A 24,238-nucleotide genomic window follows, 5' to 3' on the forward strand; every position below is an offset into this window, starting at 1 on the left:
ATCAGAGCGAGGGAATGAGGATGAGGAAATGAGAGTGAGTGAAGAAAGATAGTGCGCGCTGGATCCTGGCCAACGAAGCCTCTCTAAAGACATCGCCACCTCGCCGGCACTGGCCGACGAGGGAGACCTACCGCTTGGATGCACGAGCGTGCCGCAACGGCACGTCAGGGCTTCGCCCCAACCTCAAAAGAGCATTACGTGAGGCGATCAAGGATGGTGCACGAGCACTCATGCTCGCCTACGTCGTCGATCAACACGCGATAGCGGGGTAAGGGATCCTGGTGGTCGTCCGGGCTAAGGCCTGATGTATCAATGATGTCTGCCGTATTGCCGGACACGAGCTGGTCATCTGCGACCATCACGAGCTCGCGACGGATCCGCAGGGTGTCGCCGATATGCATGATGCTTTCCTTTCGGTGGAGAGTGGGAGGAAGCTCCCTCGCCCACGGGATGCCCGACACCGCCGTTCAAGGCAGTGTCGAGCGCAGACCGGGTGATGCTGAGGGAATCCCTACGACAGCTCGTCCATCCTGCGCCCACGACTACCGCCCCGACATAACCTGGGTTAACGTAACCGCAGGATTCATCTGCGTCACGATCACACCTCAAGGAGCCTTGCCGTGCCGTCCAAGGACAGCTGCATCGTCAGACACTTCCGTCATTACCGCAGCTTGAGCGAGCATGACCAACAGTTGGTGGAAGCGCTGGAAAAGTCCCCGCTGGATGTGACCGCGGGCTCGCAACTCTGGGAAGAGAGAGATCCCGCCAACGACTTCCTGACGCTGAGCGAAGGCTGGGCCTACTCCTATCGGCAGCTGGAAGATGGATCGCGCCAGATTCTCGAGGTTTACCTTCCCGGGGACGTGATCGGGCTAAGGGAGTACGCCTTTCATCAGCGCCTGACCGGCGTGCGCATGATCGAGGATGGAGTGGTCTGCCGCTTTCCCCACGACCGACTCGACGACATCTTTCGCCAGTCACCCAATCTGACCGCCATCCTGTTCGCCATGGCCAGCCGACAGCAGGTGCTGCTGACGGAACGCCTGGTCAACCTGTCGCGCCGCAGCGCTCGTCAGAAGCTCGCCCACTTCATCATGGAAATGTATGAACGCCTGGCCAAGACCGCAGGACGACAACAGGACCATGCACTGCGCCTGCCCCTGTCGCAGGAAATGCTGGCCGATGTGCTGGGCTTGAGCCCGGTTCACGTCAGCCGCACCTTTACTGCTCTGGACGAGGAAGGCCTTATCCATCGCAGCAGACATCGCCTGCTGCTGCCGGATCCGGCCGCCCTGGCTGACGCCGGACAGTTCGACAAGCGCTACCTGGCCGACAGCCTGTTCGCCGCGCATCGTTGACGCAGGTCGCTGACCGCGGTGGGGCCTGATCATCAGCGCCCCCTCGCTGCGGCTATCTTGTGCTGCCCTGCTTGCCCCTGTTTGCCCCTACCTGTCCGACCAAGCCTTCGGCTCGTCCTCGCCCGTTCCTGCCCATAGTTGACGCAGGTTGCATGCAATTTCGTTCCAAAGTCTAACTTCAGACGCTGATGTTAGCCGCTACCCTTGGAATTGCATGCAATGTGAGAGAAGCGCCGTGACGTCTACCGACCACAGCACCGCCACGCCCGGCCCCACGGCCACTGCCCAGGTCCATGAGGCCATCAAGCAGCGAATTCTCGACGGGACCTATCGTCCCCTCCAGTTCGTCCGCGAGGCGGCGGTAGCCAGAGAGCTGGCGGTCAGTCGCACCCCAGTCAGAGAGGCGCTGCGCGAACTGGTGTCTGAAGGCTGGCTCGAGGCGATTCCCCATCAGGGCGCCAGGGTCAGCGAATGGACCGCAGACGATGCCCGGGAGGTCTTCGAGCTGCGCCTGGTCCTGGAGCCCATGGCCGTTGGCCTGGCGGCCAGGCGCATGGATCCCGCGACCATGACCCAACTGAAGGACCTGGCAACTCGCATGGAAGCGCTGACGGAGGGACCACTCGGCGGCGCGGAGCACAGTGAGCTTGCCTCGCTCAATCACTGCTTTCATCGGCTGTTGATTCAGGCCAGCGGCAATCAGCGACTGGCCCAGATGCTCGAGAGTGTCGTGCGAACCTCGATCATCCGCCGCAACTTCGCGAGCTACGACCGCGAGGCCCTGCATCGCAGCATGCAGCATCACCGGGAAATGCTGACCGCCATCGCGGCAGACAATGCCGCCTGGGCCGAGAACGTGATGCGAGCCCACCTGCTCGCCGCCCGCGAATTGCATACCACTATCGTCACGTCGCCTGACACGGCCAGGTAACGCGCCCCATTGAACCTCTACCTACGGACTCCGCCATGAAAGACCTCATCGCCAACCTGCCTCTCGATGACCTGAAGGTGCTGGAACTAGGACAGTTGATTGCCGGCCCGACCTGCGGCCAGATCCTGGCCGACTTCGGCGCCCAGGTGGTCAAGATCGAGCCACCGGGCAAGGGGGACGCCATGCGCCAATGGGGCCAGACCGACGCCAACGGCGAGCCGCTGTGGTGGAACGTGATCGCGCGCAACAAGCAGTCGCTCACGCTGGACCTGCGCAAGCCCGAAGGTCAGGCCCTGCTCAAGCGCCTGGCGGCAGAGGCCGACGTGCTGATCGAGAACTTCCGTCCAGGCACCATGGAGCGCTGGGGGCTCGACTACAACAGCCTGTCTGCGGATAACCCTGGGTTGATCATGGTGCGGGTCACCGGCTTCGGTCAGGATGGCCCCTATGCCTCACGGGCAGGGTTTGCCGCTGTCTGCGAGGCCATGGGCGGACTGCGTTACATCAGCGGTTATCCCGATCGTCCGCCGGTCCGGGTAGGCATCTCGCTGGGGGACACCCTGGCCGGCGTCCAGGGCGCCATGGGCGCGCTGCTTGCCCTTCACCAGCGCGAGCGCAGCGGGCAGGGCCAGGTGGTGGACAGCGCCATCTTCGAAGCGGTAATGGCGATGATGGAAAGCTTGATACCCGATTACGCCAGGGCCGGTAAAATTCGCGAACGCGCCGGCAGCTTCCTGCCCAAGATTGCGCCGTCCAACGCCTACCCCGCCAGGGATGGACGTGACGTCATCATCGGCGCCAATCAGGACACTGTCTTCCGCAGGCTGTGCCAGGCCATGGGCCAGCCAGGACTGGCAGACCACCCCGACTACGTCGACCATCGTGCCAGAGGCGACAACCAGCAGGCCATCGATGCGCTGATCGCCGGTTGGACGTCCCGCCGCGATGCCCAGCACATCGTCGACCTGCTGGCCGAGGCAGGTGTGCCCGCCGGTCTCGTGTATACCGCCAAGGACATGCTGGAGGACGAGCACATCCGTGAGCGCGGCTCCATCGTCGACGTGCCTGACCGCAACGGCCAACCGCTGCCCATGCAGAATGTCTTTCCTCGTCTGTCGGCGACTCCTGGCCAGGTCCGCCATGTTGGTCCCGCCCTGGGCGAGCACACCGACACCATACTGGGAGACTGGCTGTCGATGGCGTCAGGCGATATCGACCAGCTGCGTAGAGACGGGGTCATCTGAGGGAGCGCTGACGTCATCAGCCGAGCGGCGCAGGCATTTATGCCGTGTTTCCCTAAGCCGCTGCTGCTCGTCAGTGCCGGCAACAGGCTACAACAACAACGAGGCCTCTGAATGGAACCCATCATCGTGCTGGCGCTGCTGATTGCGCTGATTGCCTTTGGCATCCCGATCTTTCTTTCACTCGGGCTTGCTGGCCTCGCGGGCCTCTATATGGCCCGCGGCTCCATGGCGTTCTTCTTCGCCCCTTCATCACTGTTTGGTCAGCTCAATGCGTTCGAGCTGATTGCCTTGCCCCTGTTCATCCTCATGGGCAATCTGCTGGGGGCAACGCCGGTAGGCAGCCATCTGTTCCGCGCGGCCCTGGCGTGGCTGCATTGGCTCAGGGGCAGCCTGGCCATTTCATCAGTGGGCGCTTCTGCGGTCTTCGGTGCCGTGTCGGGAGTCAGTCTGGCGGGGGTGGCAGCGGTCGGCTCCATCGCCGTGCCCCAGATGCTCGAACGTGGCTACAGCCGTTCGTTAGCGGCTGGAGCGGTCGTCAGCGCTGGCGCCCTGGCCATGCTGATTCCACCGAGCGTTCCCTTCATCATCTATGGCGCCGTGGCCAGCGTGTCGGTCGCCGACCTGTTCATTGGCGGCATCGTGCCAGGCGTCGTACTGGCGCTGGCCCTGTCACTCTTCATCTTTGTGCGGGTAAGCCTCAGGCCTGCAGAGGCGCCCGCCGTCGAGCAGCGTTTCAGCTGGCGAGAACGCTGGTACAGTCTCGCCCATATCTGGCATGCCGCATTACTTGTGCTGGTCGTGCTGGGGTCGATCTACTCGGGATTGGCCACCCCCAGCGAAGCCGCGGGGATTGGTGCCTTTGGGGCCCTACTCATCGCTGCGCTGGTGTTCCGCTGCCTGTCCTGGGCCTCCTTCGCCAGGATTCTCGCCAGTACGGCACGCATCAGCGGCGCCATTCTGCTGATTATCGGCTGCGCCAAGATCTTCGGCGACTATCTCAACATGGTCCGCGTGCCACAGCTTTTGACCGAGTCACTGACGGTGTCTGGTCTGCCTGACTGGGCGATCATGCTGGCCATCATGCTGCTGCTGATCCTGCTCGGCATGATTGTCGATGCGGTGTCCCTGATCGTGGTGACCACCCCTGTGCTGCTGCCGCTGATTCAGGCCATGGGCTATGACCCGCTGTGGTTCGGCATCGTCATGGTGCTGAACCTGGAGATCGCGGTCATCACACCGCCGGTGGGCCTTAATCTTTACGCGCTCAGAGGCGTCTGCCCCGAGCTATCCGTCGAGGAAATCATCAAGAGTGCGCTGCCCTTTGTCGCGGTGCAGTTCATCGTGCTGATGCTGTTCGTCATGTTTCCCAGCATCAGCCTATGGCTACCCGGCCTGATGCACTGACCAGACAAGCCTCAAACAACACTTCTGCCCAAGAGCCAAGCAACCGCTGAAGCAACGACAACGACAATGATAAGAGGACACGTTCCCATGACACTGACTCGCCGCCAACTGCTGAAGACCACCGCACTCGCCGGAGCCGGTACCGCACTGCTGGGGCCCCAGGCGCTCATGACACGGCGCGCCCAGGCCGCCACGACCTTCACCGGCGTCACCTATCTGCCACCGTCCTACAAGGCCTTGACCTACGGGTCGGCAGGATTCGTTGACTACCTGAGCAACAACGGGGGCGACGTCCTGGAGGTGGACTTCTATGATTCGGGCCAGCTGCTCAAGGCCGACGAGCAGCTTCCGGCGCTGCGCTCGCGCACGATCGATTTCATGTTTCATACCACCTCCTACATCACCCGCTCTCTCCCCATTCTTGGCATCACTGGCTTGCCCGGCGTCGTCGGGGAGCTGTACCGACACCCGGAGCGCCTTCGCCTTGGCAGCCCACTGTTCGAGCTGATCAACGAACAGCTGGCCAAGGAGAACCTCTACATGCTGTCCTCGGGCGGCGGGATTCTCGAGCCGGAATACATCTGGAGCACCCAGCAGCACGCAGTGCGTCAGCTAGACGATATTCGTGGCAAGAAGGTGCGCGTCGTCAGTTTCGAGGCCACCTCAGCGCTGGAGGCCTACGATATCGGCGCCGTGCGAATTCCCTCTTCAGAGACGTATATGGCCTTGCAGCGCGGCACCGTGGATGCGGGGGTCTTCAACATTTCGACCATCATCGGGCGCAGCCTTCAGGAGCAGGTCGACGTGTGCTACCAGCTGCCCATCACCGGCTTTTCGGTCGCCCCTTTCATGCTGCGAGATCGCTGGGACGCGCTGGATAACGACAGCCGGAACCTGCTGACTGACGCCGCACGGTGGTACGACGACAACTTCATCCACCACTGCAATGACGACATTTACCCCAATGACTACTGGCCCCAGGTGCGCGCCGAGAACGTCGAGGTCATCGCGCCCACCGAGGAGGACCTGGCGGCCTTCAACGAAACCACCCACAAGGTCTGGGATCACTGGAAAGGCGAGGTGGGTGAAGACATCGGAGAACGCGCCATTCAGCTGGCGCTGGGACAGTCGTGAGCGCCTGGGGTCATCGGAAGGAGAACGACAACACATGAACACACTTGCTCTGACATTGGTTCGTCTGGGCTGGGACAGGGTACTCACCTTGCTGCGGGCGGCATCCATGCTGGTGCTGGTCTTCATGATGGTGTCCATCTGCTACGACACCCTGATGCGCTACGCCTTCGCCGCCCCCACTCACTGGAGCCTGGAGATCAACTCCTTCCTGCTGGTCTATCTGGCCGTCATGGGCGCCGCCGAGGCCCAGCGCTTCGATGCCCATATACGCATCACCTTCTTCAAGGACAAGCTGCCCCAAGCGGTTCGCCGCTGGCTGGAGGTCCTTACGGGTCTTGCGGGCGTCATCTTCTGCGCCATTCTTGCCTGGCGTGGGGGGCTGATGGCGTATCAAGCCTTCGAATACGGCGAGCGGGTCTCAAGCTCTCTCGGCACGCCCATGGTGCTGCCCTACGCCTTGCTCCCCATCGGCTTCACCGCGCTGGGGCTGCAGTTTCTGATCGACACGCTAGCCAGCATGGGTCGCGGCGGACCGCTGCCGCCTCCCGATCAGCCGATCGCTGACCAGCCATCCCCTTCTGCCCTTGAACACTCTGGAGAATCGTCATGACTGCTACACCCGCCGCTGTCGAACTGGTCGAAGTCGCGCCCCGCGATGGCTTCCAATCGATTGCCGAACCCTTGCCCACCGAGCGCAAGATTCAGGTGATCCAGGCGCTGCTCGATGCCGGCATCACGCGCATGGAAATCGGCTCCTTCGTGAGTCCTCGCGCCATTCCTCAGATGGCAGATACCAGCGAATTGATTCACGCCTTCGCACATCGCAAGGACGTGCGCTTCTCCGCCCTGGTGCCCAACCTCAAGGGCGCGGAACTGGCCCTGGCCCATGACCTGGATGAACTGGTCTACGTGGTGTCGGTGTCAGAGGCGCACAACCTCAACAACGTGCGCCAAACGGTGGAGCAATCCCTTGAAGGGCTTTCCCGGGTGGTCGAGGCGCTGCGGGCCAAGGGCAATACCACGCTGCGCCTGGGTCTGGGCACCTGCTTCGACTGCCCCTTCGACGGCACGATCCGCTGGCAACAGGTGGATGACGTGCTGGAGCGGGCGCTAGCGATCATTGGCGATGTGCCGCTGGAGGTCGCGCTGTGTGACACCACTGGGCGGGCATCGCCCTACCAGGTAGCGGACCACTTCACCCAGCTGACGGAACGTCACCGCTCCTCGACGCTGGCCTGGGCCTTCCATGGCCACGATACCTTTGGCATGGGCGTTGCCAACGCGCTGGCCGCGGTGGCTCAGGGCGCCACCGCACTGGACGCGGCCAGCGGTGGGCTGGGTGGCTGTCCTTTCGCCCCTGGAGCCACCGGCAACACCGCCAGCGAGGATCTGGTCTATGCCCTGCAGGGCGGTGGTCTGGTCAGCGACATTGATCTGCCGCGCCTGCTGCACGCCGCCGACTTGATCGCCGCCCTGCCAGGGGGCAAGACAGAAAGCCACCTGCGGCGTGTCCCGCGGGATACCCTGAACAGGCCAGCCTCAGCCCCGGCTAGCCCATCGACTAGATAAAGCGCCAGCGCTTGAGCACGACCATCTCGACCGCGACAAGCACGACCATGAAGATGCAGAACAGCGCGAAGGCCAGCGGGCTATCGACACCGGGCATGCCGCCAATATTGACCCCAAGCAGCCCGGTGAGAAAGCTGATGGGCAGGAACACGCCGGAGATGATCGAGAGCAGGTAGGTGTTGCGATTGACCTTCTCCGTGTGCTGGTGAGCCTGGTACTGCTGCACCATCCCCACATGCTCGAGATAGAAATCCACCGACTCGTTGATGCGTTGAATGGTGTCTCGTCCATTGGCCAGGTCAAAGCGATCGTCGCCCAGCAATGGCGGCAAGTTGTCGATCATGGCCTCCAGGGCATAACGCTGGGGCTTGAGGAAGCGTCTCAGCTTGATCAGGCGCTTGTTGAGCGCCATCAGCACACTATTGTCGGTCTCGCGTGCTTCTTCCTGTGACGCGATAATGGCATCGAAGGGTTCGACAAAATCTTCGATCCGCTGGTGCAGCTTCTCGATGATCTCCACCACCACCGCTCCTAGATCATCCGGGCCGGTGTCCTGTTCCAGGTCATGGCGAATGTCGGCGATGGCACGGGAGGGCAATTTGCGGGTCGAGATCAGCACCCCGTTGTAGTGCAGGATGCGAATACTGAGCATGTCATCCGGCTGCTCGCCTGCGTTGAGGTTGACGCCCCGCAAGATCAACAGAAAGTTGCCATCGCCCAGTGACTCAAAGCGTGGTCGTGTGTCCTCGGCCAGAACACCGTCAATTGCGGACTCCGGGATACCGGCCTGTTCCAGCCGGTGATACGTCTCCTCGACATCCCGCTGAAAGTGGTACCAGGCGCCCACTTCGAGGGGGCCTGGTGCGGGCTCAGGCAGCTGGCGCCGCCCATGGGTGAACGACCAGGCATCGATAAAGAATGGCGCTGTCATCATGGCTCCATCATGGTTCAACACAACACCGGCGATAGGGCTGGCGATAGGGTTTGCGATAGTACCGGCGATAGAACGGCTACAACACGGTAAGGCTCAGCTCCGATATGCGCGCTGGCTGGCCGTAGAGGTAGCCCTGGAAACGATGGCAGCCATGCTGAATCAACCAGTCACGTTGCTCAAGGGTTTCCACCCCCTCGGCGATCACATCGAGCCCGAGACTGCGCGCCAGGGCAATGGTACTGGCCACGATGGCCGAGCTGGTGGCATTGTCGAGGACATCGCGAACGAACGACTGATCTACCTTCAGTTCGTCCAAGGGCAGGCGTTTCAGGTAGGCCAGCGATGAGTAACCGGTGCCAAAGTCATCCAGCGCAAAGGTCACCCCCAGTGCCTTGAGCTGTCTCATGGTGCGCTCGACGCCGTCACGGTCCCCGACAAACAGTGTCTCGGTCACTTCGAACTTGAGTCGCTCGGCAGGCGCCTTGGTACGGGCCAAGATGTCGCTGACCCTGGCCACAAAGCCCGGATCCTGAAACTGCCTGGGGCTGACATTGACCGACACGCTGGGACACGGCGTCTTCTTTGCTGCATCTGAGCCCGTTGTTCTCGCACCTTGCGTGACTGCCGCGCTCGTTGTCTCCCCTGGCTCTGTTCCCGCTGGCTGCGCCGCGATATCGCCCTGTGCCTGTTGCCAGGACACCAGAGTCAAGCAGGCCTGTTCGATCACCCAGAGTCCGAGCTCCTGGATCAGTGGGCGTTCCTCGGCCAGGGGAATGAACTCGGCAGGGGGCACCATCCCACGCTCAGGGTGCTGCCACCTCAACAGCGCTTCGACTCCAGTCAAGCGGTCGTATTCGTCGACTTGCTTTTGATAGGCCAGATAGAGCTCTCCACGATCGATCGCTCCGACCAGATCTTCGTAGAGCTGGGCGCGTTGCTGCATTCGCTGCTGCATGCCCGGGTCGAAGAAGCACACTGGCGTCACGGCGCGCGACTTGGCGTGGAAAAGTGCCATATCTGCCTGCTGCATCTGACGCTCTTTGGACACCTCATCACGGAACGGACTGATGCCAACACGGGCGGTGAGGGTCATGGGTCGCCCCTCGATCCACATCGGCGTTTCCAGCGTCGATAGCAGCTTGCTGGCGATGACCTCAGACAGGCGGGTAGCGGTTTCCAGCTCGGCCCCCAGGTGGCTCGCCACCACGATAAACTCATCCGCGCTGAAACGAGCCAGCGTATCGCTTTCCCGCAGTACCGCCTTGAAGCGCTTGGCGGCCTCGCGTAGCAGTGCATCACCACCACGATGCCCGAGGATATCGTTGACCTGCTTGAAGTTATCAAGATCGACAATCAGCAGAGCACCGTAGTGATTTTCGCGACGACTTAACGCCAATGCCTCTTCCAGGCGATCGAGCAGCAAGCGTCGATTCGCAAGGCCAGTAAGAGGGTCAAAAAAGGCCAGCTTGTGAATCTCCTCTTCGGCGGCCTTGTGTTCGGTGATGTCGCTAAGGGTCGCCACGTAGTTGCGCACACACCCCTGCTCGTCATGCACACTACTGATGGTCAGCCATTGCGGGTAGATCTCACCGCTCTTGCGGCGATTCCATATCTCCCCCTGCCACACCCCGTACTCTCTTATCTGGCACCACATCTCACGATAAAAATGCTCATCGTGTCGTCCTGAACGCAGAATGCCGGGACGCTGACCTCTCATTTCGCTCTCGGTGTATCCGGTGATCTCGGTGAACGTCTGATTGACGTTGAGAATCACGCCAGCTGCATCCGTGATCATCATTCCCAGGTGGGTCTCGAAGGCCACCGCGGCAATGCTCATGCGTGCTTGCAGCAAGCGATCCTGAGTGACATCACGCACCACCATCAAGGTCCCATCATGGACCCCAGTGTCACTGAACAGCGGACTGATCAACGCGCTGAACTCATGGCGCTCGCCATTAAGGCTCAAGCTATAATCAAGCCGATGGGCCTCGCCGCTGTCGATCTTCGATGCAAGAGTACTCCGCAGTCGTGCCGCAATGTCCTCAGGTAGAACGTCCGTGTAATGGCGTCCGATCAGCTGCTCGACAGGAGCCATCAACAGCCCTTCATCACCGGCATGGACGAAGGTGAAGACCCCTCTTCCATCCAACACCATCACCACATCCTGCATGGACTTGATCAACGCCTGTAGGCGATTTTCTCGCCGATGTGACGCCTGCTCTGCCCGCTGACGCTCGACCACCTCCCCGCGCAGCTCGGCCTGGACACGCCACTGTGCCAACATATGGCGCAACAGCCATCCACCGCTCAGAGCCAAGAGAGCGGCCAACGCCAGCAGCGACCACAGCCGCTGATACCAACCTGCCAACACCTCATCGGTCGTTTGCCCCACCACCAGCCATAGCGGCATCCCGTTGACCCGGCGAGCCAAAAAGAAGCGTGCCTGGCCATCCAGATGAGAGACTTCACGGAAGCGCAGTGTGTCAGGGGTGTTCGCCGTCAACAGCGGTGCTTCCACCCGGGGAACCACCTCACCTGTCGCCAGCGCCACATGGGGTACGCGAACCAGCAGACGCGAGGCGCTATCCACCAGTGCAATGCTTTCACCATCCACCAGCCCCAGGCCTGCGATCAGTTCGGCCAACGGCTGCGGATCCACCAGCGCCAGGGCCACGTGCTGCGATGAGGTCGGTGAGACACCGCGCTGCGCTACGGTCACCCGGAAACCATCGGCACGCGCTGTCCGGTGCAAGGGGGAGATCAAGGTGTCTCCAGGGGCCAGCGCTGCCAGGTGTTGATGAAAGCTATCGAGGGGAAGCCACCCATTGGCCAGCGCCGACTCTTGAGGTAAGGACAGCGGAGCCATCATCAGGCTATCGACCAAGGATAATTGCGCAGCCCGCTCGGTCAGCAAGGCATCTCGAGAGTAGCCTGCATCCACACCGTCGAGGGCATCGTCGAGGGTGAGAATTCCAGATAGCGTGCTGGACACCGTGTCGAAGGCGCCACTGACAAGGGCTTCTACTACACTCACGCGCGCCAGCAGACGCTGGTCGGTCCGTTCGAGCTCGCTTAGGTATTGCGCTCGCAAGGAACCGGCCAGCGTCACCACCAACACCATCAGAGCAACGACATAAATCGCGACGGCAAGACGCCGCCGCTGCCCTTGGGGCGACATTGGTCGGGACTCAGGCTCAGCGTGGCCTTCTGCTGTAGCGCGCCTGCCTGTCACCGACGCCACCAGCGGGCTTCACCCCGTCCGCCAGAGCGCTCATGACGTTGTCGGTGCAGGCCATGAGCACTCTCAGAAGCCTTCATGGGATAGGTCATCTCCGCTGGCGGTTGAAATAGCTGTCCAGTATCACACGAATGGTAGCCAAGACGTTGACTTGGCGCACATATAGCGAAGTTATCAGCTAAGAAAATGCAGGAAAACCGCCAAAGCACAACGAGGATTACTCCCCCAGAAACCCTCCGACCTGGCGTTGCCACAGCGAGGCGTATAGCCCGTCCTGGGCCAGCAAGCTGTGATGATCTCCCATCTCGACAATGCGTCCCCTGTCGATCACCACGAGTCGATCCAGCATCGCGATGGTGGACAGGCGATGCGCAATCGCGATGACCGTCTTGCCCTCCATCAACGTATAGAGCTGTTCCTGAATCGCCGACTCCACCTCTGAATCCAACGCGGATGTGGCCTCGTCCAGCACCAGGATGGGAGCATCCTTCAACAGCACCCGGGCGATCGCAATCCGCTGGCGCTGGCCGCCAGACAGCGTCACACCACGCTCTCCCACTTGCGCATCGAGCCCGCGCCGTCCCTGCGGATCGACCAGTTCATTAAGGAACTCATGCACATGCGCCTGACGCAATGCCTGCCACAGGCGTTCCTCGCTACATGGCTGGCTGCCATACAGCACGTTTTCGCGCAACGACCGATGCAGTAACGAGGTGTCCTGGGTCACCATGCCAATCTGCTGACGCAGTGACGACTGACTGACGCCGGCAATGTCCTGATCGTCCACCAGGATTCGTCCATCCTGGACATCGTGAAATCGCAACAGCAGCGATGCCAGCGTCGACTTGCCCGCACCCGAACGACCGATGATGCCGACTCTCTCACCCGGAGCGATCTGCAGCTCGAAGCCATCGAATACCTTGCGTCCAGGCAGCTGTCCCCGCGCATAGCCAAAGGTGATGTGGTCGAACACAATCTTGCCTCGAGACACCACAAGCCGGGGAGCGCCAGGCTGGTCTTGCACCTCAGGGACCTTCGACAGGGTGTTGATGCCGTCCTGCACGGTACCGATGTTCTCGAATAGACCTGCCACCTCCCACAGAATCCAATCCGACATGGAGCGCACTCGCATGACCAGGCCAATGGCGACGGCGGTCACTCCGAGTGATACCCACTCGTGGTACCAGGCCAGCACCACCAGCGAGGCCATGGCCACCAGCAGCATGGTGTTAAGCACCGTCAGCGCTACCGACAGTCCCGTCGCCAACCGCATCTGCCGATGTACGGTGCCCATGAAGCCATCCATGGCCTCCCGGGCGTAGGCCTGTTCGGCGCCGTCATCGGCAAACAGCTTGATGGTCTGGATGTTGCTGTAGCTGTCCACGACCCGCCCCGTCATCACCGCTCGCGCGTCGGCCTGGGCCATCGACACCCGACGCAACCGAGGAATGAACCAGCGCATCAATCCCAGGTAGCCTCCCAACCACACCAGCAGCGGCACCATCAGCCAGGGCTCTGCGCTGCCCAGCACCACCAGTGCGCCGGTAAAATAGACCAGCACATACACCAGCATATCGAGCAGCTTGGTCACCGTCTCACGCATGGCAAGGGCGGTCTGCATGACCTTCTGGGACACCCGTCCCGCGAACTCGTCATGAAAGAACGATAGGCTCTGGTTCAACATCAAGCGGTGAGATAGCCAGCGCCCCAGCATTGGATAGTTGCCGAAAATGCCTTGATGGGTGATCAGAGACAGCACCAGTACCAGCAGCGGCAACCCCACCAACACCGCCACCCCCAACCCCACCAGCGGCATCAGGTGGGTATCGACAAAGCGGGTTCGATCCGCCTCGGCCAGCCAGTCCACCAGCTCGCCCATGGCGGTAAAGAACACCACCTCGGCAGCGGATACGAGGGCGGTGACCAGCGCCATGGACAGCAGCAGCCCGGCGAAGGGGCGCGAGTAGTGCAGGATAAAGGGCCAAAGCTGGGGCGTCGGCACCGATTCGGGCTGATCCGGGTAGGGATCGACCAGCCGTTCAAAGAAACTCAGCATGTCGTGCTCTCAAGCGCATTGGCGCGCCAGTCTAGCGCTGAATGTGGTGCATCGGCACCCATGTCCCCAGCTGCAGACCAGGCCTACCGCTGGACCAATGCCATGTCGTGATTCGTCAGGCGCACCGCCCCTCGCTCGGTAACACGCACGGTGTTGCTCAAACCGATACCGAACTGCCCGGGAACACGCAAGCACAGGGGCAAGTGAAAGACCATGTTGCGCTCGAATCGAGTCGTCTGGCCCGGGGCGAGGTAACCGGTTCCCTCCACCCAACTAGGCGGAAACTGGGCCCCGACCGAGTATCCGTAGACCCCGGAATGAAAGAAGCTGTCGCGCTGCGGCGCCAGCAGCTGATCGGCCACGTTGGCGGCTTCCTCGAACCGGCGTCCTGGCACCATGGCCTTGCACAGCTCGGACTCCATGACGGCACAGAGCTCGGCTGCGCGCTGCATCTCGTCGGTGACGCTACCGATCACCACGGTGCGCATAACAGGGGCGGTATAGCGGCGCCAGACCGCGCCAAACTCCAGAAAGACCACATCCCCCTGGTGAACGGGGTGACGCTGATGGTTGACATGAATCGTGCCACTGCGCGGGCCGGTGGTCACGATAGGCGCCAGGCTGAAAAACTCGCTGCCAGCCTCCAGCATGGCCTGGGCGCCAGCGGCGGCGATGTGATTGTCGCTGACGCCCGGCTCGACCGCCTCAATGGCTCGTTCCAGTCCCTCAGCCGTCATCGCGGCGCTGCGCACGAGACAATCGATCTCGGCGTCGCTCTTGACCAATCTCAGTGCGGCCATCAAGGGTCCTGCTGCGTGCTGGAAACGATCACCTCCCAAGCGTCCCTGAAGGTGCTGCATCACGCTGTGTCGAAGACCAGGGCTGTTGCCATCCACCCCGATGGCGCGACACTCTGACAGCACCTGCGCCAGCGGGTCGATGATCTCCTCGGGCGCCTCCCAGCGATAGCCGACAATCTCGTCGACCCGCGCGGTCACCACTGCGGGCCCGGTTTCGATCGAGGCCACCTGCAACATGGTGCGCCGAGTCGTGACCACCAGCGCGGCATGTACCGACACTTCAAAGGTGTGGTACCCGCACAGATAGAAGATATCCGATGGCTGACACAGCAGCAGCGCATCCAGCCCCTGACGCTGCATCGCATCGCGGGTCCGGGCCAGCCGTCGATCAAACTCTTCAGCGGCAAAGGGAAGCTCGGCACCGGCCAGGCGTTCCGTCAACGCATGACGATAGGCAAGATGATCCATAAGCGCTCTCCTTGGTCAGTATCCCCAGTGTAGACAGCTCATGCCCTATGCTTGGGCGACCCGGGCCGGTCACCCAGCAGGGCAATAAGCCCTCTCGGCGGGAAATAAGGCTTCTCGCCAGGGGGCAGACTCTCGTAGAATTCTGTGTTCGTGTTGTCACGTCACAGGAATACGCAATGGGTAGGGCCTTTCAGAACCGCAAGGAATCCATGGCCAAGACGGCCGCCGCCAAGACCAAGGTCTACAGCAAGTATGGGCGCGAGATTTACGTCTGCGCCAAGGCCGGGGGGCCTGACCCCACCGCCAACTTGTCGCTGCGCAGTCTGCTGGACCGCGCCAAGAAAGATCAGGTACCCGGCCACGTCATCGAGCGCGCGCTCGAGAAGGCCTCCGGAGTGGGTGGTGAGGACTACTCCAGTGCGCGCTACGAAGGCTTCGGCCCCGGCAATGCCATGGTCATTGTCGAGTGCCTGACCGACAACCCCAACCGCACCTTCGGCGACGTGCGCGCCTGCTTTACCAAGACCAAAAGCAAGATCGGCACTCCCGGCAGCGTCAGCCACATGTTTGACCATCTGGCGATCCTGTCCTACGCCGGCGAAGACGAAGAAGCGGCGCTGGAAGCCCTGATGGAAGCTGACGTGGACGTCACTGACATCGAGAACGAAAACGGCGTGATCACCGTCTTCGCTCCGCCGACCGAATACGCCAAGGCTCGCCAGGCACTGCGCGATACCGTGGGCGCGGCAGAGTTTGAGGTGGACGAGATCCAGTTCCTGCCCCAGGCGACGACCCCACTGGAAGGGGACGACGTGGCCCTGTTCGAGAAGCTTCTCGACATGCTCAACGATCTCGACGACGTACAGAACGTGTATCACAGCGCTGAATTGGCGTGAGTGCGTAGCACTATTCATCTACCGGAACTGCTACATTGGATGTAGCAACCTGTAGCCGGGTGTCCGGCGGGAGCCTGCTTCCAGGCACGCTCTTCGCCCCACCCTGATGGTCAAGCACGTCGTCTGACGAGACGTCGAGACTCCCCTTACCGAATGCGAGGCTCCCGTGCATGGACCGACACTCGATTCTCGCCCAGACGGCACTCCAGCGCCCGGCCTCCATCCGCCATCGACGCCTGCGCAAGCACCTGCTGACGCGCTGGGCCAGCCTGATGGGGGCTGGCGTTCACTTCCTGTTTATTCCGCTGTTCTGGTGGCTGGGCTATCCCGCGCTGGCACTGACCAACATCGTCAGCGTCGGCATGTGGCTGGGCGCCTATCTGGCCAACGAGCGGGGCGAACAGGATCGCGCTGTCTATCTGATCATCGCGGAGGCCTATTGCCACGCTATCATCGCCACGCTGGTGCTCGGCACCACAGCGGGCTTCCACTTCTACCTGCTGACCCTGGCCTGCTGGGCCGCGGTCACCCACTCGGTGAGGTGGGTATCGCTGCTGCTGGGGCTGATGGGGATGGTCATCTTCCTCTTCCTCGAATTTCCGATCGCCCAGCTGTTTCCCGTCGAGCAGGCAGCGCCCTTCCCGCTGATTCTGGCGACGCTGAATCTGGCGATCGCGCTGTTCACCATGATCGGCTTTGCCATGCTGGCAAGACACGTCTACGAAACGCAGGAAGAAAGCCTGACCAGCATGGCCACCCGAGACGCGCTGACCGGTCTTCACAACCGCCGCTACGCGGGGGAATACCTGCGTCAGCTGGCAAGCGACCGCAGGGAAGGCAAGGGCATCCCCTACAGTCTTGCCTTGATCGACATCGACCACTTCAAACTGATCAATGACAAGCATGGTCATCGCGTGGGCGACCAGTGCCTGATCCAGCTGTCGGACCTGCTGTTGCGTCATTTTCGACGCTCCGACGTACTATGCCGCTGGGGAGGCGAAGAGTTTCTGCTGATCTTCCCCGGCGCCGACCTTGGCGAAATACTGCCGGTACTGGAGAGCTTCAGAAAGCGACTGCACAGCTTGCCGATCATGCACAATGGCGATGTGATCTCGCTCACGGTCAGCGCTGGGGTGACCAGCCATTCTCCCGGCGTCAGCTACGATGCGCTGATCAACCATGCGGACAGACTGCTGTACCGTGCCAAGGCCGAAGGCCGAGATTGCATCGTCAGCGACCGTGCAGACGTCAGCACGACGACCGCCTGATAGCGCCTTGAAGGGACTGAGCTAAGCCGGGCCAGCCTAAGTCAAGCTAGCCCAGCCCAATTCACATCAGCCCAGCCCAGTTCACACCAGCCCAGCCCAGTTCACATCCGTTCAGGCCAGGTCAGGTCAGATGCACGACCTCGAAGCGCGCCAGGGTCGCGCCCTGGTCTCCCAGCAGGAACAGCTCGTCACCCAGTATTCGATAGCGGCGAGTCGCTTGAAGCGCTTCCAGCAACTCCTGTTCCTGGATCATCGTCTCTTGAGCGCAGGCCATTTTCGTCGTACCGAGCGGCGATAGCGCCAACGCGTCCGCTTCTACCTGGTAGTGGCCCATCAAGCGGTTGCAGCCGGTAAAGCCGGCGACGCGCCCCTCCTTTTCATGCAATACGAGATGCGCTTCACCGGTCAGCGGCGACTTGCCCGACAGTTCGACCAGCTTCCAATAGCGCCCTTCCAGCGGCTCTGACAGCACGGTCTCCAGTCGCTCCAGGCGGGCCCCTTGTTCACCTGCTTGATCCCCCTGGCCAAGCCAGCCACCATTGGCGCCCATTCGCCACTCATCAAACGGCTGAGGGACTGCCCCCATCAGTGCCAGACGACTCGCCTGGAGCTCATAGTCGCCGCGGTAGCGCCGGTCAGGCTGTTCCCCCGGCCCCAGGTGACGCTCCTTGAGCAGCAAGCGGCCAGCACCATCCAGGGACAGCTCGAGTCGTATGCCACGACAGTCATCGCAGGGTAGCTCTCCCAGGTAGGTGGCCGGCAGCGCCAGTGGCGCCTGTCCCTCTGACGGCTCTGCCGTATCGTCGTCTCGCTTGTCCATCGCGGCACTCGCTCCACCCGATACCAGCAGCGCCATCGACAGGACCGCCGCTACCACCAGCAGAAACACAGCGCCGGCCGCTGTTGGCCGAGGTAACACAGAGACATCTTTCATGCCGGTTCCTTGGATTATTGAACAACGTGACACCCGCTAGCTTCGACCCGCACCACCACCAGGGTTCCCTGAAAAGAATGGCCTGGTGCGGCAGGTCATGGGGAAGGCGGTATGTTCAGGGCGTGTCGCCGGCACTGACAGCAGACGCATTGAGTACCACGCGGTCGCGCCCGGCGTACTTGCCACGGTACAGCGCCTGATCGGCACGTCGCAGCAGGTCACTGGCCGACTCTCCCCGCTGGCGTCGCGCTACTCCCAGGGTGCAGGTCAACAGCACCGACTCGCCGCTATGCAGCAGCAGCGGTGTCGAGGCCAACCCATGGCGGATTCGCTCGGCCACTTCCATTGCCTGGTGCTCATCACGCTCCTTGAGCAGAATGACAAATTCTTCACCACCGTAGCGGCAGACAGGATCCACATCACGCACCACGTCCTCTATTACCGTTCCCAGGTGCTGCAGGGCGCGGTCCCCCTCGGCATGCCCCCAGCCATCATTGAAGCGTTTGAAGTTATCGATATCCAACATGATCAGTGACAGCGGGTGCTCACTCGCCTCGGCCTGAGCGATGGCTGCGGGCAGTGCTTCATCGAGATAACGCCGGTTGTGCACGCCGGTCAGCCCGTCCAGATAGCTCATGCCATGCAGCCGCGCCTTCTCTTCCAGCAATGTTTCGCGCTCGTGCTGCAGCAAGCTGATGCGATCGGCCAGGGCCAACGACAGCAAGATGGCTTCAAGCCCGGAACCCATTTGAAAACCGTGTAACGTCCAGACGTTATGGGGAATGATCCCATAGGTGACCAGCAGTAATAGCGATACCCCCACCACCAGCACCGACCACGCCATCAGCAGCCACTGGGCTGGGCGAAACCCTCGCCACAGGCCTCGTAGTGATGACACCAGAAAGGCCGCCAGCACTAGCGCACCCAGCACCGAGTAGATCACTACCGTCAAGAAGCTGGGTAGAAGCCAGGCCACCGCTATCGCCGCACACAACGGCCAGCACAACCAACGCATCAGCCTGTCCACCCAAGGGTCCTGAAAGGGCGTGCGCAAGAAGCGACGACAGAACTGGATACCGAAAATACTGATCACCGACAGGGAGGACAGCAGCAGCGCCTCGTTGAGGCGAGCGCCCATATGCGGAAAGAGCATCATCAAAAGGCCGTTCTGGCTCAGGAAGTAAAGCCCGGACCCGCTGAGAAACCCTAGGTACCACAGATAATTACCGTCGCGTAGACTGAACAGCAAGAGGCTATTGTAGGCAGCGAGTCCGGCAATCAGGCCGAAGTACAGCCCCTGGCCCAACAGCAGCTGACGCCAGTGATGATGCAGCTGAGCGTCATCGAGCACGGTAAGGTCAAAGCGGATCGCCTGATTGGTCACCACCTTAAGCAAGTACTCGCTCACTCCGTCAGGCAGCACAAACTGGGGAAGCGCTGCAGCGACACCCTCATTGTCGGCGAAATGCGCCGCCCTACGAACGGGATGGCAATCGTTCGCGGTGCATCCAAACAACTCGATGCCCTGTACCAGAGGATTCGAGAACACCAGGCGCTGGCCCGCCTGCACATTATGAATGACGACACGCAGCCACACGGGATGCGCCCTGAGGCCGAGGCTCACCTGCTCTTCCAGCCGACGTTGCACCAAGGCATCAGAGCTGTTGGGCGGCGGCGGCAGCTCATCTGTGTGGTCGAGCACCCACATTGTGACATTGGGCGGTGGCCGCGACGCTTCACCCGCCAGGTCCCAGGCCAGTGATACCACTGCCACCAGCAGTACCAGCCATAGTCGCCTATCCCTGCCGATTGCCGCTCCTGTCCCCCGAGACTGCATCGCAGCACTCCCCGTGACCCCGGTTCAGTGTAGCCAGTTTCCACTGGCGCTCAGCCGCCCGAGGCCGCAATCCGAGGACCTTTTGTTCAATCTCTCAGCATTCTTTTGTTCTGCCCCAGCAAGGACTCGCTTACCCAGTACGACCCAATAGAACCGACCCTAAAGGCCCCATCCAATAGAAACAGGGGACCGCCCCCGAGGGAGGGAGTGGCAAGGAGGACATATGCGAGTATGCTGAAACCTGGACGTGATGAAGGAACAGGAGAACGCTCACTTCACCAGCAAGGAGGTTACCATGAAGGTCTACAAGCCTCAGTGGCAGTGCACCCTGGACGTGACCGAAGGCGTGGAAACAACCGCAAGCTGGAAACACCGCCTGGCATGGCAGCTCAGGCACCTTGCCGACCGCCTCGAAGGCGGCAAGCGCACCCTCACCCTGGACGTGGATGTGCGGCCCGGCATCCCCCGTGAAGACGTGGATCGCTGCCTGGGCAAGGGCTTCGCCCTGTCCCAGACGTTGATGACAGAGCTGGCCCAGCACGCCGCCTGTGAAAACATCATGCGCGATGCCAAGGCAGAGCTTTACGAGAGCGACTGACCCACAACCTGGATCGACGACGCCAGGTCGACCGTACCCACTCAAACACAACACCCGCCCATCGGCGGGTGTTGTGATATTGGCAGCGTCATATCGACCGCTCTAGTGGCCTCGCAACAAGCAGCGAAGCAGGCTCTCCGTCACCATCTCGAGTATCAGGCTCCATCGGAAAGACTCCCTAGACAGGGCTATGAAACCGCAAAAAAATGCTTGAAAAAAACACCCATAAACAGTGGTCGAGGGCAAAGGTGACGACCTACCGCTACCGCAACATCTCTACTTTCAAACACATCAATTGAGGCGTCTAAGCGAAGACCTCTTCCTGGTATTTCGGAGTCTTCACTCATCTTCTTTCAGATACAACTATGCCTTTTCATACCCAGTCGTAAGAAATTTGAGCATAGCCTCAAATTAAACTTAGCATTTGTGTCTATTTTGCAAACACAACTATGCCAAAAAGAGCTTTTGACAATAAAACAATGTCGCAACACACATGCATTAAGCAATGCAACACACTGATTTTAAATTAAAAAAATAAACAAATTACTGCAAAATTAATACCCTTTATCTGAGTCACGAACAGGCATTTCAGCACAGCTCCATCCCCACACGTCTCCTACATCAATTCACATGCATATTCACCAGTGTGTCATTCGATGAGCAAAACAAAAACGCAGCAGATTCCAAGCATTTGTTTTATATATTAAAATTCTAGACACCATCAAACTTCACCTTACATGGCGAAGCAAATCGAGATCGGACGACACATCTCCTCCCCGCATACATAGGCAGCTTGCTCGCCTGATTCAGCACAGAAAATCTCGACGAGGGGCTCGCTCTCGTCTCAGGCACCACCTCTCTGTTACCTAAGGTTACATTGCGGCATTCTTAACGCCGTAATAGTGAGCATCGTAATCCTGATGACCAGATTACTAAGACGCCTTTATTCCAAAGGCCAAGTGATATCGACAGCACAATGCGCGGCATAGACTACCGCCGCTTAGTGCGACAGTAGGCAGAGAGTAGTGAACATGAAGACATCTTACGAAGACGCAAAGCTCAACTCGGGAACCATTTCCTTTACGCGCCGGCCACTCGCCGCCGCGATAGTCAAAACTGGGCGCGCACTTTTCCATTATCCCCTACTGCCAGCGCTAAGCCTTGTCGTAATGGCCGGCATGGCAACAACGGCTCAAGCGAACTCCATCAATACAGACGAGTCATGTACTGGAAGTACTCTGACGAATTCGGCCCTCATGGATCACGAGGGGACTCTTCTCAACACGCCGCAGGCCACCAACGGCAACGGGACCTCGCCCCTTTCAAACGACTGTAACGCCGCTGAAGGCGCCAGTGAGGCTACCGACGAGGACACCGCAGCGATCAGTGGTTTCAGCGCAGCCATCTCAACGAGGCAGTTAAGAGTGACCGGGGCTCAAGCCATCGAGATGGGCGACGGAAGTGAAGCCAGTGGCGGCAAGAGCATCGCCATAGGGGTCGATTCAGCGGCGTCAGGAGACCGATCAATCGCGCTGGGAGATGGCAATACGTCAAGCGCGACTCGAGCAGTGAGCCTGGGCAGTTCCGTTACCGCAAGCGCCGAAAATAGTGTGGTCATCGGCACGGATAGCTCGATCGCTACCAACGCGATCAATGCAACGGCGATCGGTTACTCCAATAGCGTGAGCGATCAGTCGAAGTACACCAGCGTACTCGGTATGAAAAACACTATCGATGGAAATGCCGTTCGCGTCCTTGGTAATAACAACGAGATCAATGCGGCCTATGCCGGCATTTCCGGCTCGAATAACACGGTATCCTCGGTTTCCTCACATGCCAATGTCGTAGGTAACAATGCTGCCGTCGACGGCCTCGAGGCTATTGTTGTGGGTAATTTCGGTGTTGCCAGCGCTGATCATACGATCGTGCTCGGTGCCGAGGGTGCTTCAACCGCCGCAGAAGCCATTGCGATTGGGCATGGCGCCAGCGCCAGCGAGGCGTCGAGCGTGGCGCTGGGAAGCAACTCGGTGACCGATGCAGCAGTGGCGACGTCGGGTATCACGCTCGCCGGTACGGACTACACCTTCGCCGGTAGCTCGCCAATCGCCACCGTGGGCATTGGCAGCGCTGGTCAAGAGCGCACCCTGACACATCTGGCCGCGGGCCGGGTCAGCGCCAGCAGCACCGATGCGATCAATGGTAGCCAGCTATACGCCACCAACCAGGCTGTGGAGGGCATCTCAAGTCGAGTGGATGACCTCGAGGGGCAGTACGCCAGCCTGAGCGACGATGCCCTGACCTATGACGCCGGCTCTGATAAAGGCAGCCTTACCCTCGGTGGAGAAAATGGCACCAGCATCACCAATCTGGCCGATGGCGACATCAGCAGTGGCAGCACTGATGCGGTAACCGGCGGACAGCTTTGGGACCTCAGTCAGCAGCTGAGCGGTGCTGGAGGTGGAGGCGGCCTTTATAGCAACATCAGTTCATCAGGGCCTGGCGCCCAGATCGATGCAGCAGATGGCATTGCCATGGGGGGCGGCGCGCGCGTTGAAGAGGGAGCTGAGGGCGGCATCGCCCTGGGCTCAGGTTCCGTCGCTGATCGAGGTGGAATGAACGGTGCCCGCGAGGCGTTCTCGGATGTCGCTGTTGGCTCTACCGCGGGAGCACTGTCGGTGGGTAGCGCGGGGGGTGAACGTCAGATCACCAACGTTGCAGGGGGCACCGAAGCCACCGACGCGGTCAATGTTCGCCAGCTTGAGTCCGTTCAGGCGGGCGCCGTCAACTACGACCGGCACGAGGATGGCAGCGTCGACTATGGCTCCGTGACCCTTGGCGATGCCGCTGCAGGCCCTACCACCGTTCACAACGTCGGACCTGGCGTCGCTGACACCGATGCAGCCAACGTCGGGCAGCTGAATGCCCTCAACCAGAACGTGCAGCGTCAGTTCAGTCGACTGGCGGACAAGATCGGTGACGTAGAGGACGAGGCGAATGCCGGCTCAGCTACCGCCATTGCCATGGCATCCGTTCCTCAGGCGTACCTGCCGGGGAGGAGCATGATCGCAGTCGGTGGAGGCAACTACTCAGGCGAATCCGCAGCGGCGGTAGGCGTTTCGCACCTGACTGAGAACGGCAAGTGGGCCTTCAAGCTCAACGGCTCCGGCGACTCTCAAGGGAATATGGGTGTCGGTGTCGGCGCAGGCTTCCACTGGTAACACGAACGGGTAGAACGCCTTTCTCGTACTAGGAAAAGCGAGATGGTGGTGGCGGGACTAGCCGACGATGCACTGTCCAAGCCGGCAATGCTCCAGGTCGACAACGTCCCTGCCACTCACCATCCGCTTTCTTCTCTTGTGATGAGATTCCTTATCGTAAATCGTACGATAGCTAGACAGTGCTCTATGCCAAGCCATAGACGCCATCGCAGTTGGCAATATCGCTCTACGCCTGTGCATTCAGGTACGCGAATGCCTCACCTATCATCTGACCTTTCCCCCTGGCATGTACGCCATGGATCACTCATGTTTGCTCCATGTCGTTAAGGCATTTGTGGTTGGCACACTCTT

General features: G+C 60.7%; 18 protein-coding genes. 11 read left to right on the plus strand and 7 right to left on the minus strand.

Annotated features, from left to right (window positions below):
* Positions 1–194 precede the first annotated feature (194 nt).
* Positions 195–401, minus strand: coding sequence for a hypothetical protein (locus JF545_RS05545; protein ID WP_206940071.1), 207 nt, complete (start codon positions 399–401; stop codon positions 195–197).
* Positions 402–620: 219 nt separating this feature from the next.
* Here JF545_RS05545 and JF545_RS05550 point away from each other — a divergent pair, with 219 nt between their 5' ends.
* The 7 genes from JF545_RS05550 to JF545_RS05580 all read left to right on the plus strand — a co-directional run bounded on the left by JF545_RS05550 (position 621) and on the right by JF545_RS05580 (position 7,640).
* Positions 621–1,358, plus strand: coding sequence for a Crp/Fnr family transcriptional regulator (locus tag JF545_RS05550; RefSeq protein WP_206940074.1), 738 nt, complete (start codon positions 621–623; stop codon positions 1,356–1,358).
* Positions 1,359–1,593: 235 nt separating this feature from the next.
* A complete protein-coding gene (locus tag JF545_RS05555) occupies positions 1,594–2,289 on the plus strand; it encodes a GntR family transcriptional regulator (RefSeq protein WP_224851855.1) in 696 nt (231 codons plus the stop codon).
* Between the two features lie 35 nt (positions 2,290–2,324).
* Positions 2,325–3,533 carry a CaiB/BaiF CoA transferase family protein gene (locus tag JF545_RS05560; protein WP_206940078.1) on the plus strand — a complete coding sequence of 403 codons (1,209 nt, stop codon included), beginning with the start codon at positions 2,325–2,327 and terminating at the stop codon, positions 3,531–3,533.
* Positions 3,534–3,644: 111 nt separating this feature from the next.
* Positions 3,645–4,937: a TRAP transporter large permease gene (locus tag JF545_RS05565; protein ID WP_206940080.1), complete on the plus strand. Its 1,293-nt coding sequence runs from the start codon at positions 3,645–3,647 to the stop codon at positions 4,935–4,937.
* Positions 4,938–5,024: 87 nt separating this feature from the next.
* Positions 5,025–6,071 (plus strand): TRAP transporter substrate-binding protein, encoded by a 1,047-nt coding sequence (locus tag JF545_RS05570; protein WP_206940082.1) that lies wholly within the window; start codon positions 5,025–5,027, stop codon positions 6,069–6,071.
* A gap of 34 nt (positions 6,072–6,105) precedes the next feature.
* Entirely contained in the window at positions 6,106–6,681 is a 576-nt protein-coding gene (locus tag JF545_RS05575) for a TRAP transporter small permease (RefSeq protein WP_206940084.1), read from the plus strand.
* Positions 6,678–7,640 (plus strand): hydroxymethylglutaryl-CoA lyase, encoded by a 963-nt coding sequence (locus JF545_RS05580; protein ID WP_242520699.1) that lies wholly within the window; start codon positions 6,678–6,680, stop codon positions 7,638–7,640. Before JF545_RS05575 ends, JF545_RS05580 begins: the two co-directional genes overlap by 4 nt.
* Here JF545_RS05580 and JF545_RS05585 read toward each other — a convergent pair.
* From JF545_RS05585 to JF545_RS05600, 4 genes are all read right to left on the minus strand, one after another.
* On the minus strand, positions 7,633–8,571 hold the full coding sequence (locus JF545_RS05585) for a CorA family divalent cation transporter (protein WP_206940087.1): 939 nt from the start codon (positions 8,569–8,571) through the stop codon (positions 7,633–7,635). The two genes, JF545_RS05580 and JF545_RS05585, sit on opposite strands and share 8 nt — an antisense overlap.
* A 79-nt stretch (positions 8,572–8,650) precedes the next feature.
* Complete coding sequence (locus JF545_RS05590; protein ID WP_206940089.1) at positions 8,651–11,752, minus strand: bifunctional diguanylate cyclase/phosphodiesterase; 3,102 nt, start codon at positions 11,750–11,752, stop codon at positions 8,651–8,653.
* Between the two features lie 277 nt (positions 11,753–12,029).
* A complete protein-coding gene (locus JF545_RS05595; RefSeq protein ID WP_206940091.1) occupies positions 12,030–13,868 on the minus strand; it encodes an ABC transporter ATP-binding protein in 1,839 nt (612 codons plus the stop codon).
* An 83-nt stretch (positions 13,869–13,951) separates the two neighbouring features.
* Positions 13,952–15,136, minus strand: a complete 1,185-nt coding sequence (locus JF545_RS05600) for a M24 family metallopeptidase (RefSeq protein WP_206940092.1) — start codon at positions 15,134–15,136, stop codon at positions 13,952–13,954.
* 176 nt (positions 15,137–15,312) lie between these two features.
* On the opposite strand from JF545_RS05600, the gene JF545_RS05605 reads away from it, so the two are divergent.
* Both JF545_RS05605 and JF545_RS05610 read left to right on the plus strand, forming a co-directional pair.
* Entirely contained in the window at positions 15,313–16,032 is a 720-nt protein-coding gene (locus JF545_RS05605; protein ID WP_206940094.1) for a YebC/PmpR family DNA-binding transcriptional regulator, read from the plus strand.
* Between the two features lie 170 nt (positions 16,033–16,202).
* Positions 16,203–17,300, plus strand: coding sequence for a GGDEF domain-containing protein (locus tag JF545_RS05610; RefSeq protein ID WP_206940096.1), 1,098 nt, complete (start codon positions 16,203–16,205; stop codon positions 17,298–17,300).
* 121 nt (positions 17,301–17,421) lie between these two features.
* Here the strand turns inward: JF545_RS05610 and JF545_RS05615 are convergent, their stop codons facing one another.
* Positions 17,422–18,234, minus strand: coding sequence for an META domain-containing protein (locus JF545_RS05615; protein ID WP_206940097.1), 813 nt, complete (start codon positions 18,232–18,234; stop codon positions 17,422–17,424).
* Positions 18,235–18,349: 115 nt separating this feature from the next.
* A complete protein-coding gene (locus tag JF545_RS05620; RefSeq protein ID WP_206940098.1) occupies positions 18,350–20,071 on the minus strand; it encodes a GGDEF domain-containing protein in 1,722 nt (573 codons plus the stop codon).
* Positions 20,072–20,366: 295 nt separating this feature from the next.
* Between JF545_RS05620 and JF545_RS05625 the strand changes: the two genes are divergently transcribed.
* Both JF545_RS05625 and JF545_RS05630 read left to right on the plus strand, forming a co-directional pair.
* The gene (locus JF545_RS05625; RefSeq protein ID WP_206940099.1) at positions 20,367–20,669 is read left to right on the plus strand and encodes a hypothetical protein; all 303 of its coding nucleotides are present in this window, start codon (positions 20,367–20,369) and stop codon (positions 20,667–20,669) included.
* A gap of 1,256 nt (positions 20,670–21,925) precedes the next feature.
* Positions 21,926–23,887: a YadA family autotransporter adhesin gene (locus JF545_RS05630; RefSeq protein WP_206940100.1), complete on the plus strand. Its 1,962-nt coding sequence runs from the start codon at positions 21,926–21,928 to the stop codon at positions 23,885–23,887.
* The last annotated feature ends 351 nt before the right edge of the window (positions 23,888–24,238 follow it).

This window comes from Halomonas litopenaei (genome assembly GCF_017303055.1).
Taxonomy (GTDB): Bacteria; Pseudomonadota; Gammaproteobacteria; order Pseudomonadales; family Halomonadaceae; genus Halomonas; species Halomonas litopenaei_A.